Consider the following 14,520-nt stretch of genomic DNA (forward strand, 5'->3'; position numbering starts at 1 on the left):
ATGCTCGGCATGGGGTTTCACCGGCACAGCTTCAGCCGAGCATGGCTCGGCTCTACAGGGGGTTTGTTGTGGGAGCGGCGTCAGCCGCGAAGCTGGCAACAATGGAACCGCAGTAGGGCCTGCAATCAGAATGATTGCGGGCTTCGCGGCTGAAGCGGTGGCGAATCGGCGCGGCCGGTGCGCTCCAGCCGAGCATGGCTCGGCGCTATGGTTGGGCTACGTAGTGTTCCAGCTGTGGGCGCTCGGTCTGCCATGTTGCTGTGCCACAGTGCACGGCAACCATTTGAGCTCGCTGGCGGTCTGATCGCGGGCGTTCTTCGTTTACTTACCGCGTACCGCTGATGACTTTTATCGTATCGCTGATCCTGCCGTTGCTCGCCATTCTGTTCTGGTGGCCGGTCCATCCCTTGTCCAAACAACAACGCCGTTGGCGGACGGGCATCAGTGTGCTGCTTGCCCTGATCGGCCTGGGCTTCGCCACCTTGTGGCGGCTGGACATCTTCAGTTACACGGTCGAAGCCTGGATCCAGCTGGTGTTCGGTTGGGTGCTGGTGATGTTCATGCTGGTACTGGTGTTCGTGCTGCTGCGCGAAGCCGGCTGGTTGCTGTCACGCCTGCTGCCGCGCAGCTCACGCATCGCGATGCCGTGGCATGGCGTCGGTTTCAATCAGGGTGCGGCGCTGCTGATCGTGTTGCTGGCCACGCTTGCCATCTACAACGGCCTCAAGCCACCGCAGGTACACGAGCGCGATCTGGTCGTGCCGAACCTGCCCAAGGAAATGGATGGCGTGCGCGTGGCGGTATTAGCTGACCTGCATATCAGTCCGGTCAAGCGCACCTGGCGCACCCAGCGCATCGTCGACGCAACCCTTGCGGTCAAACCCGACATGATCGTGTTGCCCGGCGACATGGCTGACGGCGGCTTGGAGGACAGCGGTCGGTTCGCCGAGCCGTTGTCGCAGCTCAAGGCGCCTTACGGCGTCTGGTTGGCGCCGGGCAACCATGAGTATTACTACGACTACGCCGCTTGGATGGCGCACTTCCGGCAGATGGGGTTGGGCGTGCTGGAGAACCAGACCGCGACCCTGTCGATCAACGGACGCACGTTGGCGATGTCGGGTATTGGCGATCTGGCTGCCTTGAAACAGACGCCTTACATGCACGGCGGCTTGCCGCCGGACATGCCCGCGGTAGTGAACGGAGGCAAGGGCAGCGATGTACACATCCTGCTCGCCCACCAGCCGAAGCAGGCGCGTGCCGCTGCGGCAACTGGCGCCATTGACCTGCAGGTATCCGGCCATACCCACGGAGGCCACATGCTGGGCTTCGATCGCTGGGTGGTGGCACCGTTCAACCACGGCTACGTGCGTGGCGAGTACCGGCTGCGAGAGATGACCTTGTTCGTCAGCAGCGGTGTGGGCCAATGGGATGGCTTCACTGCGCGTCTTGGCGTGCCCTCCAGCATCGATGTGCTGGTGTTGCGTAGCCCAGCCAGGTAACCACCGGATCTGTGGGAGCGGCGTAAGCCGCGAGGCTCGCACATCATCAGGTGACAAATTTGCCCTGATGTTCGGCAATGCCAGCTTCGCGGCTGACACCGCTCCTACAAGATTCGGCGATGTACTTGCTTGGGCATTGCGGTGGTGTCGGCAGATCAGGTATCGAGGTCGGCGTCACTACCGTCACTATTCCTGCGCTTGTCGGGCATCAGCTTCGGTAGCGTGCTCACAACCGCCAAGGCGGCAATCGTGGTGATGAAGGCCACCATTTCCATGCCCATGCCGGCGGCCATGCCGATGGCGGCCGTCATCCAGATGCCGGCCGCCGTGGTCAGGCCCTGGATGCGCTCTTCGTTGTCGAGCTTGAGGATGGCGCCTGCGCCGAGGAAGCCGATGCCGGAAACGATGCCCTGCATCACGCGGGTCACATCGGCGCCCGAAATACCCATCTGCAAAGGTGCCAACACGAACAGCGCCGAACCTACCGAGACCAGGATATGGGTCTTCAAGCCGGCCGCGCGTCCTTTGCGCTCGCGTTCCAGGCCAAGCAGTCCGCCGAGCACGATGGCGGTGGCCAGCCGGGAGACGATGACGGTCAATGTGCCGACATCGGGAATGGCGAACTCGGCGGCCAGCGCCTGACCGATTTCTTCGGTGATGCTCATGCGAGGGCGTCCTTGGTGTGATGGCAGGGCTGGCGATGGAGTACTGATCCTGCGCAGGGTTTGCTTTACCGGTGGTGATGCCGATGTGCTGCTGGTGTGAAAAGCGGCGCTGCACATTCAGGCATGTGCGAAGGGTCCTGCAAAAAAAGACGGCCCCGTGAGGGGCCGTCTTTCTGTCTGTGTGTCGACCAGAAAATCAAAGCGCTATCTGGTCGAAGCGCTCGACCCGGGTGTGGCCATGGGTGGCCTCACCGCTGCGCGGCTGCGGGTAATCGCTGAGGCGGTCGACCAGCACCGTCTGCAGGCCGGCCTCGCGGGCGGCGTCCAGTTCCTCGACCACGTCGGAGAGGAACAGGATCTCGGCCGGGGCGATGTTGACGGCCTTGGCGATATGCGCATAGCTGGGCGCCTCGCGCTTGCCGCCAACCTCGGTGTCGAAGTTGCCGGAAAACAGGCTGTTCAAGTCACCGGCATCGCTGAAGCCGAAGAACAGCTTCTGCGCCGGCACCGAGCCGGAGGAGTACACGTAGAGCGGCAGGCCGCTGGCGTGCCAGCCGCGCAGCACGTCGGCCACTTCCGGGTACAGGTGGGCGGTGTAGTCGCCGTTGCGGTAACCCACATCCCAGAGCATGCCCTGCAGCGCCTTCAGCGCGGTGTGCTTGCGGTCCTGGTCGATCCAGCCCTGCAGGGTTTCGACGATGACTTCGTCCTGGCAGGCGCTGGCGGAAATCTCGGTGGCCACCGCATCCAGCCACTGGCGGACCTGCGGTTCGTTGCCGTGGGCCTGCACGAAGCCGGGCAGGGCATTGCGGGCATACGGGAACAGCACTTCCTTGACGAAGGAGATGCTGGAGGTGGTGCCCTCGATGTCGGTGAGGATGGCTTTGATGGTCATGCTTTGGGTCCTGCGCGGTGCTTAAGGGCTCGCGCGTTGTGCGGGTGGGTTGAGGCTTGAACAGCGTAGAGCTGCCCTCACCCCAACCCCTCTCCCGCTGGCGGGAGAGGGGCTCAAGCAGAGCGGGGCTCACGGCAAAACAGTGGCCTATGCCGCGCTGGGCTCGTAGCGCGGGAAGCGCTGGGCGATGTCGGTGCCGGTGAAGTGGCCGACCCAGCCGTCCGGCTCGGTGAAGAAGCGGATCGCGGCGAAGCTGGGTTCCTCGCCCATGTCGAACCAATGGTTGACGCTGTCGGGCACGGCGATCAGGTCGTCCTTCACGCACTCCACTTCATAGACCTTGTCGCCCACGTGCAGGGTGAACAGGCCGGAGCCGGCGACGAAGAAGCGGACTTCGTCTTCCTTGTGGTAATGCTCGTCGAGGAACTTCTTGCGGATCTCGGCGCGCGCCGGGTTGTCCGGGGCGATCGAGGCCACGTCCACGCTCTTGAAGCCATGCTCTGCGACCAGGCGATCAATGTCCTCGCGGTAGGCGGCGAACACTTCTTCCTGGCTGGCGCCCGGCGTGACCGGGTGCTTGGCCTGCCAGCGTTCGAAGGTGACGCCGATCTTGTTCAGTTCGGCAGCGATGACCTCGCCGTCGCGGCTGTCGAACAGCGGTGCGTCCGGGGCGGTGTCGTTGAAAATGCGCAGTCGGCTCATGGGGGACTCGACGTAGTAGAAGGAAGGATCAGGCGTGGCCGCGCAGGCGGCGCAGTTCCAGCTCGCAATGCAGCAGGAACTCGAAGGCCTCCAGGTGGCGACGGGCTTCGGCCATGTCGCGGCCCCAGGCGTACAGGCCGTGGCCGTCGATCAGATAGCCCCACATCGGCCCCTTGTCGAGTTCGGCCTCGACCTGGGCGGCCAGCACATCCATGTCCTGGGTGTTGGGGAACACCTTCAGGTCGACGGCGGTTTCGTGGGTGGAGTTGCCGTGCAGGGCCTTGAGCAGCTCATAGCCTTCCAGGCGGATATGGCCGTCGCTACCGTACAGGCGCGAGGCGATGGTCTGCACCGGCGAATGGGTATGCAGCACGCAGCCGACTTCCGGGAAGCGAGCGTAGAGCTGGGTATGCAGCAGGGTCTCGGCGGATGGACGCAGCGGTCGGCCCACGGCCTTGCCGTCGAAATCCACCACCATGATGTCGCTTTCGATCAGCCGGCCCTTGTCCTTGCCGGACACGGTGATGGCCGCATGCTGGTCATCCAGCCGGTGCGAGAAGTTGCTGCTGGTGGCAGGTGTCCAGCCGGCGTGGGCCAGCTCGCGGATGTTGTCGATCAGCAGCTGGGCCAGTTCGCTCAGTCGCTGGGCGTCGTAGGGGACGGTAGGCGCGTTCATGGGGTCCATTCTACTAAGAACGTCAGCAGGTTCATGCATGCATCCGGATGGAACTGATGCCGCCATGGAATATGGGAGGAACCGAGGAGCCCTGTCGCTGTAGCCCGGGTAAGCGAAAGCGCACCCGGGGCCGTTCTCGGAGACCTGTCTTCCAAGCTCCCGGGTGCGTTTTCGCTTACCCGGGCTACGGGCGGTGCGGGCTTACCCTGCAACGAAAAAGCCCGGGATCGCTCCCGGGCTTCAGTTTCGTTCACTGCTGACAACTCAGCCGTTCCTGGCCTTGTTGGCCGCATTGAGCTTGCTGTGACGCACGCCGTACAGGAAGTAGATGATGAAGCCGGTCGCGGTCCATACGCCCATCAGCATCCAGTTATGCAGCGTCATCGCGGTCAGCAGGGCGATGCAGCTGAGCACGCCCAAGCTGCAGACCAGCCAGGCCATCGGGATGCGGAACGGACGCGGCAGGTCCGGCTGGGTGCGGCGCAGGACCAGCACGCCGGCGCAGACCGCGGCGAAGGCGATCAGGGTGCCCATCGAGGTCAGTTCACCGAGGATGTCCAGCGGGAACAGCGCCGCCAGCAGGGCAATGCCGATGCCTGTGATCACGGTATTGATGTGCGGGGTGCGGTACTTGGGGTGGATCTTGGTGAACACCGGCGGCAGCAAGCCATCGCGACCCATGATCATGAAGATGCGCGGCTGGCCGATCACCATCACCAGCACCACCGATGCCAGGCCGATCAGCGCGCCGACTTCGACGATGATGCGCAACCAATCCAGCTGCGGATGCGCGGCGACGGCGGTGACCACCGGCTCGGCGGTGCCCAGCAACTGGTAAGGCACCAGGCCAGTCATGACCGCGGCCATGGCGATGTACAGCACGGTGCAGATCACCAGCGACAACAGCATGCCGATTGGCAGGTCGCGCTGCGGGCGGTGCGATTCCTGCGCGGCCACCGACACCGCTTCAAAGCCGATATAGGCGAAGAACACCATCGCCGCGCCGCGCAGCACGCCTTCAAAGCCGTACTTGCCCGGGCCTTCGTTGGCGGGGATGAACGGGGTCCAGTTGCTGGTATCCACGTACTTCCAGCCGGCCACGATCACCAGGATGATCAGGCCAGTCTTGAGTACCACCATGGCCATGTTCATCGCCGAGGACTTGCTGATACCGACGTAGCACAGCCAGGTCAGCAGCAGCACCAGGATCGCCGCCGGTATGTTGGCAATGGCACCGGTGGGCTTGAGCTGTGCATCCAGTGGTGCGCTGACCAAGGCCGCTGGCAGGTGGATGTCGAAATGGGCGAGGAAGCTGAGGAAGTAACCGGTCCAGCTGACCGCCACCGCCGAGGCCGAGACGCCGTACTCCAGCACCAGCATCCAGCCGATGAACCAGGCCGACAGCTCGCCGAAGGTGGCGTAGGTATAGGTGTAGGCGCTGCCGGAGACCGGCACCATCGAGGCGAACTCGGCATAGGCCAGCGCACAGAAGGCGCAGCAGATGGCCGCCAGCACGAAGGACAGCATGATGGCCGGGCCGGCGTGGTTGGCCGCGGCCTGACCGGTGATGACGAAGATGCCGCCGCCGATCACCGCGCCAATGCCCAGCGCGGTCAGCCCCCAGGGGCCGAGGGTTCGGCGCAGGCTCAGGCCATTGGCTTCCTCATGTGCGGCGTGCGGATGTTTGGTGGCCCAGAGTTGCTTGAACATGTTTCGGGTCTTCGCTCATCGGTGCGCGGCGGGCGCGCAAAAGAAAACCGGCGCGCCAGGCGCCGGTCGGGGTGTGGATCAGGCTTGCTTGTTCAGCTTGCTGTTGCGGATGCCGTAGCCGAAATAGATGCACAGGCCCAGCAGTGTCCAGCCGACGAACAGGTGCCAATGCACCACGAAGGCCTGCATGAACAAGGCCAGGCAGGCCAGCGCGCCCAGCGGGCAGATCAGCCATGCGGCCGGTACCTTGAACGGGCGCACGATGTCCGGCTTGGTACGGCGCAGCACCAGCACGCCGATGCAGACGGTGGCGAAGGCCAGCAGGGTGCCCATCGAAACCAGTTCGCCGAGCACGTTGAGCGGTACCAGTCCGGCCAGTGCACCGGCCAGCACGCCGACGACGAGGGTACTGATGTAGGGCGTACGGAAGCGCGGGTGCACCTTGCCGAACATCTTCGGCAGCAGACCGTCGCGGGAGATGGTGTAGGCGATGCGCGACTGCCCCATCATCATCACCAGCACCACCGAGGACAGGCCGGCGATGGCGCCGATCTCGACCGCGGTCTTCAGCCAGGACAGGCTGGGATAGGCTTCCAGCGCGGTGGCCACCGGCTTGTCGGTGCCCAGCAGGTTGTAAGGCAGCATACCGGTCAGCACCGCGCAGACCACGATGTAGACCAGGGTGCAGACGGCCAGCGAGCCGAGCAGGCCGATCGGCATGTTCTTCTGCGGGTCCTTGGTTTCACCGGCGGCGGTCGAAACGGCATCGAAGCCGATATAGGCAAAGAACACGATGGTGGCCGCGCGGAACACGCCGCTCCAACCGAACTCGCCGAAGGTGCCGGTGTTTTCCGGAATGAACGGCTGCCAGTTGGCCGGGTCGATGTACTGGATGCCAAAGCCGACGAACAGGCAGATCACGGTGATCTTGATCGCGACGATCACTGCGTTGACGAAGGTGGACTGGGTGACACCGACGTAGAGCAGGCCGGTGATGGCGGCTACGATCAGCACCGCAGGCAGGTTGAACAGCTTGCCGGAGTTGACGAACTCGCTGCCGGTCCAGGCCAGCGGCGCTGCCGACAAGGCATCGGGGAAGGGCATGTGCAGCGTGGTGGTGATGAAGCTGATCAGGTAGGCCGACCAACCGACCGCTACCGAGGCCGAGGCGAACAGGTACTCCAGTACCAGACACCAGCCGATGAACCAGGCCATGCCTTCGCCCAGCGTGGCGTAGGAATAGGAGTAGGCGCTGCCGGAGACCGGCATCATCGCCGCGAATTCTGCGTAGCAAAGACCGGCCAGTGCACAGGCAATACCGGCGAAGACGAAGGACAGCATCACCGCCGGTCCGGCGTGGTTGGCCGCAGCCTGGCCGGTCAGCACGAAGATGCCGGCGCCGATCACCGCACCTATGCCGAGCAGGATCAGGTGCTTGGCGGTGAGGGTCCGCTTGAGCGTGGCTTCGCCTTGCAGGCTGCCTTCGATCGGCTCGCCGGCATCGACATGTGCGGCCGGTTCGACCGGTTTGACCCTCAACAGTGTTTTAAGCATTCCGCAAATTCCCGAGCTGTGTATTGGCCCGAACGCGCTGGGGCGACGGGGCCGGTTGTATGGCGACGCAAGCTGAACGGTCGGCAACTGCTCTACCTTGCCAAAGCTGGCGAAACTCGACAAGCGCAACTGCAACATCGACAGCGATAATGGCCGCCGGATTGATTGAATTGGATGTGCTTACAGTCATGCACGGTGAAGATCTACTGCTGCGTCAGGCATTTGTGGACTATTCCCAGTGCCACCGGGAACATGAGCAGGTGACGCAGGCGTTCCTGGCCCTGCTTGACGAAGGCGGGGTGGATCCCTTCACCCGCGAGCGGCTGGCCGGGCATTTCACCGGTAGCGCCTGGTTGGTCAGCGCCGATGGCAAGCGCGCGCTGCTCACCCACCATCGCAAGCTGCAACGCTGGTTGCAGTTGGGTGGGCATGCCGATGGTGACAACGATCTGGCGGCTGTTGCGCTGCGCGAAGCCGAAGAGGAATCCGGGCTGCCGGGCCTGACATTGGCGTCGGCTGATATTTTTGATCTGGACCGGCACTGGATTCCCGAGCGCGAGGATGTTCCCGGTCATTGGCATTACGACGTGCGTTATGTGGTCGTCGCCGGTGGCAACGAGGCGTTCGTGGTCAGCGAGGAATCGCTGGAGCTGGCATGGCGGCCGGTAGACGAGATCGCCAAGGATCAAGATGAATCCATGCGGCGGATGGCAAACCGGTGGCTGCAGAGATAGACGCGACGCGCAGCGATGCCGCGCTGCCGGAATGTGTATCGGTAGAGCCGAGCCATGCTCGGCTGGAGCGTTCCCGGTAGAGCTTCTGCCGAGCATGGCTCGGCACTACCGGGGGCGTCAGTAGAGGATGCGGGTGCGCAGGGTGCCCTGGATCGTGGCCAGCTCTTCGCGGATGGCGGTGGCCTGTTCTTCGCTGGCGGTGATGTCGATCACCACGTAGCCGACCTTGGGGTCGGTGCGCAGGAACTGGCCGTCGATGTTGAGGTTGTGGCGCGAGAAGATCTCGTTGATCTTGGACAGCACGCCCGGCACGTTGCGGTGGATGTGCAGCAGGCGCAGGCTCTGCTCGTGCTCCGGCAGGGTCACTTCCGGGAAGTTGACGGCCGACAGGGTCGAGCCGTTGTCGCTGTAACGCACCAGCTTGGCGGCCACTTCAACGCCGATGTTTTCCTGCGCTTCCAGCGTGGAGCCGCCGACGTGCGGGGTCAGGATCACATTGTCATGCGCGGTCAATGGGGACTCGAACAGATCGCCGTTGCCCTTGGGCTCGACCGGGAACACGTCCACTGCGGCACCGCCGAGATGGCCTGAGCCCAGTGCCGCATCCAGCGCCGCGATATCGACCACGGTGCCGCGCGCTGCATTGATCAGGTGCGCGCCCTTCTTCATCTTGGCCAGTTGCTCGGCGCCGATCATCCATTGCGTGGAGCCGTTCTCCGGCACGTGCAGGGTGACCACGTCCGCGCGCGCCAGCAGGTCATCCAGGCTGATGGCCGGATGGGCGTTGCCCAGCGACAGCTTGGTTTCGATGTCATGGAAGATCACGTGCATGCCCAGCGCCTCGGCCAACACGCCAACCTGGGTGCCGATATGGCCGTAGCCGATGATGCCCAGCGTCTTGCCGCGTACTTCATGGCTGCCGGCAGCCGACTTGGACCAGCCGCCACGGTGGCATTCGGCGTTCTTCTGCGGGATGCCGCGGGTCAGCATGATCGCCTCCGCGATCACCAGTTCGGCGACCGAACGGGTGTTGGAGTACGGCGCGTTGAAGACCGGAATGCCGGCGAGTTCGGCCGCTTCCAGGTCGACCTGGTTGGTGCCGATGCAGAAGCAGCCGACCGCGATGAGGCGCTTGGCTTCGGCCAGCACCTCGGCGCTGAGATGGGTGCGTGAGCGGATGCCGACGATGTGGGCTTCGGCGATACGCGCTTTCAATTCCTCTTCGGGCAGCGACTTGCTGTGCAGCTCGATCTGCGAGTACCCGGCCGCCTTGAAGACGTCCACGGCGGTCTGGCTGACCCCCTCAAGCAACAAAACGCGGATGTCCTGCTTCGGGAACGAGGTCTTCTTGGGCGACATGTCGTGTACGGCGGCGAAGGTGGGTAGGTCGCCAACTATGCCAGAACGGCGCGCTGTTTTGTGCGCTGCGCAACGCGGCAAGGCATTGATGGGAAAAGGTTTCATATGAAATCCAGATCCTGTCGCAGCGGACCGCCGCGGCGACTGGACGGCGCGCGGCGGGGCTGTCACGCTTGGCGGCTTTCACGCCGCCGAAACACCGCCATGACCGATCCGCGCCTGGAAACCCTGTTGCAGTCCTGCCCCGAGCTGCGTCTGAAGACCGAGCCGGGCGATCTGGAGCACTACGGGCGCGATTGGACCCGGCGCTGGACGCCGTCGCCACTGGCCATTGCCTTGCCGGGCAGTGTCGAGGAAGTGCAGGCGGTGGTGCGCTGGGCCAATGAGCACAAGGTGGCCGTGGTCCCGTCGGGTGGCCGCACCGGTCTGTCTGGCGGCGCGGTTGCGGCCAACGGCGAGCTGGTGCTGAGCCTGGAACGGATGAACAAACCGCTCGGTTTTGACGCGGTCGATCGCACCCTGGTCGTTCAGGCCGGCATGCCATTGGAAGCGGTGCACAACACCGCCAAGGAACATGGGCTGATCTATCCGGTGGATTTCGCCGCGCGTGGCTCCTGTTCGATTGGCGGCAATATCGCCACCAATGCTGGCGGTATCCGCGTGATCCGTTATGGCAATACCCGCGAGTGGATCGCCGGGCTCAAGGTGGTTGCCGGCAACGGCGAATTGCTGGAGCTCAACAAGGGCTTGATCAAGAACTCCAGCGGCTACGACTTCCGTCAATTGATGATCGGCTCGGAAGGCACGCTCGGCATCGTGGTCGAGGCAACCTTGAAGCTGACCGATCCACCGCCGACCACCAATGTGATGGTACTGGCGCTGCCGTCGTTTGAAGTGCTGATGCAGGTGTTCTCCGCCTTCCGCGAACGTCTGCAGCTGGAGGCCTTCGAGTTCTTCACCGACCTGGCGGTCAAGCACGTCACCGCGCATGGCGCGCAGTATCCGTTCGAGGAAATTCACCCGTATTACGTGGTGACCGAATACGCCTCGGCTGACGAGGCAGGCGAAGCCGCCGCGCTGGCGGCGTTCGAGCATTGCATGGAGCAGGGCTGGGTGCTGGATGGCGTGATCAGCACCAGCGAAGCACAGGCGCAGCAGCTGTGGCGTCTGCGCGAAGGCATCACCGAGTCGGTAGCGCGCTACAAGCCGTACAAGAACGACGTGTCGGTGCGGATCTCGGCGATGCCGGCCTTCCTGGCCGAAACCCAGGCGCTGATCAATGGTGCCTACCCGCACTTTGAGGTGGTCTGGTTTGGCCATATCGGCGACGGCAATCTGCACATCAATGTGCTCAAGCCCGACGACACCAGTGACGCCGAATTCCTCCGCCAGTGCGAGCACGTGACCAAGCTGCTGGCGCAGGTGCTGCTGCGGTTTGATGGCAGCATCTCGGCGGAACATGGCATCGGCCTGGTCAAGAAGGCCTATCTTTCCAGCACCCGCAGCGAGGCCGAAGTTGCGCTGATGCGTGGGGTCAAGCGTGCCTTCGATCCGAATTGGTTGTTGAACCCGGGCAAACTGTTCGATCAGTAATCGCACAGCTCGCCGCGCGAGCTCCCGGAGGGAGCAGCTACTCGCGCGGCAGTTCCAGCACGAAGCGGCTGCCACCTTCGGCGCCGCTGCCGCAGCGGACATGGCCGCCATGGGCATCGGCAATTGCCTTGACCACGGCAAGGCCGAGCCCGCTGCCACCCCCTTGGCGCGAGCGCGAGCCATCGCCGCGCATGAACGGGTCAAAGACATGCGGCTGCAGGCTGGCCTCGATACCCGGGCCGTTGTCCTCGATGGCCAACTGCACATGGTCTTTGCCGTCCAGGATTGAAATCCGCACCCGCCCCGGGCTGGCATAACGGCGCGCGTTCTCCAGCAGGGCAAGCAGGGCCTGGCGCAGCCGGGTCGGGTCGCAATACGCCAGGTGTTCGTCGCGATGTGTTTCCAGCTCCAGTACGGAGCCGGCGCTGCGGAACGCCGGGTCGACCATGGTCATCACCGAATGCACTTCCTGCACCACGTCGGTGGGGGCACGTCGCACGTCGAGCCTGCCGTTGCCGGCCAGCCCCAGTACGCGCAGGTCCTCGATCAGTCGCGACAGGCCTTCCACCTGCGCCAGCAGGCTGCGGAACTGCGCCTCGTCCGGCTGGAACACGCCATCCGCCAAGCCCTGCAGGCGGCCGCGCAGGATGGTAAGAGGCGTGCGCAGCTCATGCGCGATCGCCGCATGCCACAGCGTGCGTTCGCGGTCCATGTGCTGCAGGCGCGCGGCCATGGTGTTGAAGTCCTCGACCAGCAAGGCGACCTCATCCAGCGCATCTTCGCTGGCGCTGGCGCGTACGCCCAGGTCGCCATCGGTGAGCGCGCGTACCGATTCCATCAAGGTATTGAGTGGGGACACGATGCGGCGGGTGAGGCGGATCGAGGTGGCCAATGCCAAGGCCAGGCCGACCACGGTGACGCTCGCCATCCAGGCCAGCTCAGGGCCGGTTGGCAGCCAGCCTTTGGGTTCCACTGCGCTGGCGGGAAAGAACTCGACCAGCACCGCCCACAGCAGGCAGGAAGACAGGATCGTCATCACGATGACGCTGACCACCATCAGCGACATCGACACGGTGATGTGCCGGTTGAGCCCGGGGCGGCGCATCAGCGATCCGCCGCCAGGCGATAGCCCACGCCGCGCACGCTGGCTGGCATGTTGACCACGCCCACGTCGTCGAGCTTGCGCCGCAACTTGCTGACATGGCTGTCGACGGTGCGTTCCAGTGCCTCGCTTTCGGGCAGGCATTGGTGCATCAGCTCGCTGCGGCTGAAGATGCGGGTGGGTGCCAGTGCCATGCAATGCAGTAGTTTGAATTCGGTGAGCGTAAGCAATAGTTCATGGCTGTAGCCTTCGCCCTCGACGTGCACCGAATGGGTCTGCGGGTCGATCAGCAGCGGCCCGGCGCGCAGCGAGGTGGCGACCTCGCGCGGCGCGGCGCGCAGGGTGCGGCGCAATACGGCGCGTACCCGTGCAGCGACCTCGGCCGGGTTGAACGGCTTGACCACGTAGTCGTCTGCGCCCATTCGCAATGCGGTGAGCTTGTCCAGATCCTGGTCCAGCGCGGTGAGCATGATGATCGGCGTATCGCTGTTCTGGCGCAGCTGCGACAGCACGCCCCAGCCATCGATGCCGGGTAGCTGCACATCCAGCAGCACCAGATCGGGACGGGCACTGCGGTGCAGCTCCAGTGCGGCGCGGCCGTCGCCGGCGCGCACGACACGCAGCTTCTCCCGCTCCAGGTAGGCGGCGATGATATCGGCGATCTCGGTTTCGTCCTCGACGATGAGGACAAGTGCATCATGGGAGCGGTCCCATTGCGCCATCGCGGCGGCGGGTAGATGTGCAGTCATTGCCTGGCAGGGACCGAAAGGTTCTAGCCTCCATGCTATCTCCACATTCCCTCCATCGAAACCCCATCATCGCCAGCCACACTGCGCGCCTGCGTTCCTGCAGGCTTTCCAGTACCACGTGTAGCGATGACCATTCGACGGATTACGACGGCCGTGTGTGCGGCCCTGGTTTTGGCCATGACGGCCTGCTCCTCCCCTGAAGCACCTGCGGAAGCAGCACCAAAGGTAAGCGTGCTCACGGTTGCCGCTCAGCGCGTGCAGCGTGATGACGAACTGCAGGGGCGAGTAGCGGCATTGCGTACCGCGCAGATCCGCGCGCAGGTTGGTGGCATCGTGCGCAAGCGTCTGTTCGAGCAAGGGGCAGAGGTCACCGCTGGGCAGGCGTTGTTCCAGATCGATCCGGCGGCATTCCGTGCCGATGTCGATTCGGCGCTGGCGGCATTGCAGCGTAGCGAGGCGGCGCTGTCGCGCAGCCGGGTGCAGGCGCAGCGCCTGCAGGCGCTGGCCGCCGCGCAGGCGGTGAGCCAGCAGCATCGTGATGATGCGACCTTCGAGTACGAGCAAGCTCGTGCAGCGGTGGCTGAGGCCAAGGCGATCCTCGCCCGGCGTCAGCTGGACCTGCGCTACGCGACGGTCAGCGCGCCGATTGCCGGCCGCATCGATCAGGCAATGGTGACCGAAGGTGCGTTGGTGGACGCTGCCGACAGCGAGCCGATGGCGCTGGTGCAGCAGATCGACCAGGTCTATGTCGATGTGCGGCAGCCAGCTTCGCAGTTGCCGCAGATGCGCAAGGGCATGGCTGACAGCGGTGCGCTGTCGGTAGCGATCATCGCTGCCAATGGTCAGGTGCATGAGCGCGCCGGGCAGTTGTTGTTCTCGGGCATCAATGTCGACGCGCGCACTGGCGATGTGGTGCTGCGGGTGTTGGTCGACAACCCGGATCGTGATCTGTTGCCGGGCATGTTCGTGCGCGCGCGGGTGCCGCGTGGTGCTGCCAGCCAGTTGCCGTTGCTGCCGCAACAGGCAGTGCTGCGCAGTGCTGGCGGCCAGACCTACGCCTGGGTGATCGGCGGCGACGGCAAGGCGGTCATCCGTACCATCGAAATCGACGGCAGCGTAGACCGGCAGTGGATCGTGCGTAGCGGTCTGCAGGTCGGTGAGCGGGTGGTGGTGGAGGGGCAGGAGCGGCTGCAGGAAGGACGCCTGGTCGAAACCTCGCCTTGGCAGCCGCCAGCCTTGCCGGGCAAGGCCGCGGTCGCATCACGCAATCACTGAAGGTAGC

13 protein-coding genes are annotated in these 14,520 nt (G+C 64.4%); 4 read left to right on the top strand and 9 right to left on the bottom strand.

Features of this window, described 5'->3' with window-relative positions; all coding sequences use genetic code 11:
• Positions 1-341 precede the first annotated feature (341 nt).
• Positions 342-1,499 carry a metallophosphoesterase gene (locus AC13FW_RS08310; RefSeq protein WP_482988793.1) on the top strand — a complete coding sequence of 386 codons (1,158 nt, stop codon included), beginning with the start codon at positions 342-344 and terminating at the stop codon, positions 1,497-1,499.
• 155 nt (positions 1,500-1,654) lie between these two features.
• On the opposite strand, the gene AC13FW_RS08315 is transcribed toward AC13FW_RS08310, so the two are convergent.
• From AC13FW_RS08315 to AC13FW_RS08340, 6 genes are all read right to left on the bottom strand, one after another.
• Entirely contained in the window at positions 1,655-2,164 is a 510-nt protein-coding gene (locus AC13FW_RS08315; protein WP_482988794.1) for an MgtC/SapB family protein, read from the bottom strand.
• Between the two features lie 196 nt (positions 2,165-2,360).
• On the bottom strand, positions 2,361-3,059 hold the full coding sequence (gene mtnC, locus AC13FW_RS08320; RefSeq protein ID WP_482988795.1) for an acireductone synthase: 699 nt from the start codon (positions 3,057-3,059) through the stop codon (positions 2,361-2,363).
• Positions 3,060-3,206: 147 nt separating this feature from the next.
• The gene (locus tag AC13FW_RS08325) at positions 3,207-3,761 is read right to left on the bottom strand and encodes a 1,2-dihydroxy-3-keto-5-methylthiopentene dioxygenase (protein ID WP_296253868.1); all 555 of its coding nucleotides are present in this window, start codon (positions 3,759-3,761) and stop codon (positions 3,207-3,209) included.
• 28 nt (positions 3,762-3,789) lie between these two features.
• The gene (locus AC13FW_RS08330; RefSeq protein ID WP_282269952.1) at positions 3,790-4,437 is read right to left on the bottom strand and encodes a methylthioribulose 1-phosphate dehydratase; all 648 of its coding nucleotides are present in this window, start codon (positions 4,435-4,437) and stop codon (positions 3,790-3,792) included.
• Positions 4,438-4,701: 264 nt separating this feature from the next.
• Positions 4,702-6,147, bottom strand: coding sequence for an amino acid permease (locus AC13FW_RS08335; RefSeq protein WP_296253867.1), 1,446 nt, complete (start codon positions 6,145-6,147; stop codon positions 4,702-4,704).
• 78 nt (positions 6,148-6,225) lie between these two features.
• Complete coding sequence (locus AC13FW_RS08340) at positions 6,226-7,701, bottom strand: amino acid permease (RefSeq protein ID WP_482988796.1); 1,476 nt, start codon at positions 7,699-7,701, stop codon at positions 6,226-6,228.
• 188 nt (positions 7,702-7,889) lie between these two features.
• On the opposite strand from AC13FW_RS08340, the gene AC13FW_RS08345 reads away from it, so the two are divergent.
• A complete protein-coding gene (locus AC13FW_RS08345; RefSeq protein ID WP_482988868.1) occupies positions 7,890-8,435 on the top strand; it encodes an NUDIX hydrolase in 546 nt (181 codons plus the stop codon).
• Between the two features lie 117 nt (positions 8,436-8,552).
• Here the strand turns inward: AC13FW_RS08345 and serA are convergent, their stop codons facing one another.
• On the bottom strand, positions 8,553-9,794 hold the full coding sequence (gene serA, locus AC13FW_RS08350) for a phosphoglycerate dehydrogenase (RefSeq protein WP_482988869.1): 1,242 nt from the start codon (positions 9,792-9,794) through the stop codon (positions 8,553-8,555).
• 204 nt (positions 9,795-9,998) lie between these two features.
• Here serA and AC13FW_RS08355 point away from each other — a divergent pair, with 204 nt between their 5' ends.
• Positions 9,999-11,387: an FAD-binding oxidoreductase gene (locus tag AC13FW_RS08355; protein ID WP_482988797.1), complete on the top strand. Its 1,389-nt coding sequence runs from the start codon at positions 9,999-10,001 to the stop codon at positions 11,385-11,387.
• Positions 11,388-11,424: 37 nt separating this feature from the next.
• On the opposite strand, the gene AC13FW_RS08360 is transcribed toward AC13FW_RS08355, so the two are convergent.
• Positions 11,425-12,492 carry an ATP-binding protein gene (locus AC13FW_RS08360; protein ID WP_482988798.1) on the bottom strand — a complete coding sequence of 356 codons (1,068 nt, stop codon included), beginning with the start codon at positions 12,490-12,492 and terminating at the stop codon, positions 11,425-11,427.
• Positions 12,492-13,238, bottom strand: a complete 747-nt coding sequence (locus tag AC13FW_RS08365) for a response regulator (RefSeq protein ID WP_482988799.1) — start codon at positions 13,236-13,238, stop codon at positions 12,492-12,494. The genes AC13FW_RS08360 and AC13FW_RS08365 overlap by 1 nt, the downstream gene beginning before the upstream one ends.
• Before the next feature lie 177 nt (positions 13,239-13,415).
• On the opposite strand from AC13FW_RS08365, the gene AC13FW_RS08370 reads away from it, so the two are divergent.
• Complete coding sequence (locus AC13FW_RS08370) at positions 13,416-14,513, top strand: efflux RND transporter periplasmic adaptor subunit (RefSeq protein ID WP_482988800.1); 1,098 nt, start codon at positions 13,416-13,418, stop codon at positions 14,511-14,513.
• The last annotated feature ends 7 nt before the right edge of the window (positions 14,514-14,520 follow it).

The sequence above is a fragment of the Stenotrophomonas sp. 21LCFQ19 genome, assembly GCF_056861425.1.

Coding starts and splice junctions, on each gene's coding strand:
- serA (WP_482988869.1), bottom strand. CDS start 9,794: ATGTCGCCCAAGAAGACCTCGTTCCCGAAGCAGGACATCCGCGTTTTG.
- AC13FW_RS08340 (WP_482988796.1), bottom strand. CDS start 7,701: ATGCTTAAAACACTGTTGAGGGTCAAACCGGTCGAACCGGCCGCACAT.
- AC13FW_RS08345 (WP_482988868.1), top strand. CDS start 7,890: ATGCACGGTGAAGATCTACTGCTGCGTCAGGCATTTGTGGACTATTCC.
- AC13FW_RS08330 (WP_282269952.1), bottom strand. CDS start 4,437: ATGAACGCGCCTACCGTCCCCTACGACGCCCAGCGACTGAGCGAACTG.
- AC13FW_RS08315 (WP_482988794.1), bottom strand. CDS start 2,164: ATGAGCATCACCGAAGAAATCGGTCAGGCGCTGGCCGCCGAGTTCGCC.
- AC13FW_RS08335 (WP_296253867.1), bottom strand. CDS start 6,147: ATGTTCAAGCAACTCTGGGCCACCAAACATCCGCACGCCGCACATGAG.
- AC13FW_RS08370 (WP_482988800.1), top strand. CDS start 13,416: ATGACGGCCTGCTCCTCCCCTGAAGCACCTGCGGAAGCAGCACCAAAG.
- AC13FW_RS08325 (WP_296253868.1), bottom strand. CDS start 3,761: ATGAGCCGACTGCGCATTTTCAACGACACCGCCCCGGACGCACCGCTG.
- mtnC (WP_482988795.1), bottom strand. CDS start 3,059: ATGACCATCAAAGCCATCCTCACCGACATCGAGGGCACCACCTCCAGC.
- AC13FW_RS08310 (WP_482988793.1), top strand. CDS start 342: ATGACTTTTATCGTATCGCTGATCCTGCCGTTGCTCGCCATTCTGTTC.
- AC13FW_RS08355 (WP_482988797.1), top strand. CDS start 9,999: ATGACCGATCCGCGCCTGGAAACCCTGTTGCAGTCCTGCCCCGAGCTG.
- AC13FW_RS08365 (WP_482988799.1), bottom strand. CDS start 13,238: ATGACTGCACATCTACCCGCCGCCGCGATGGCGCAATGGGACCGCTCC.
- AC13FW_RS08360 (WP_482988798.1), bottom strand. CDS start 12,492: ATGCGCCGCCCCGGGCTCAACCGGCACATCACCGTGTCGATGTCGCTG.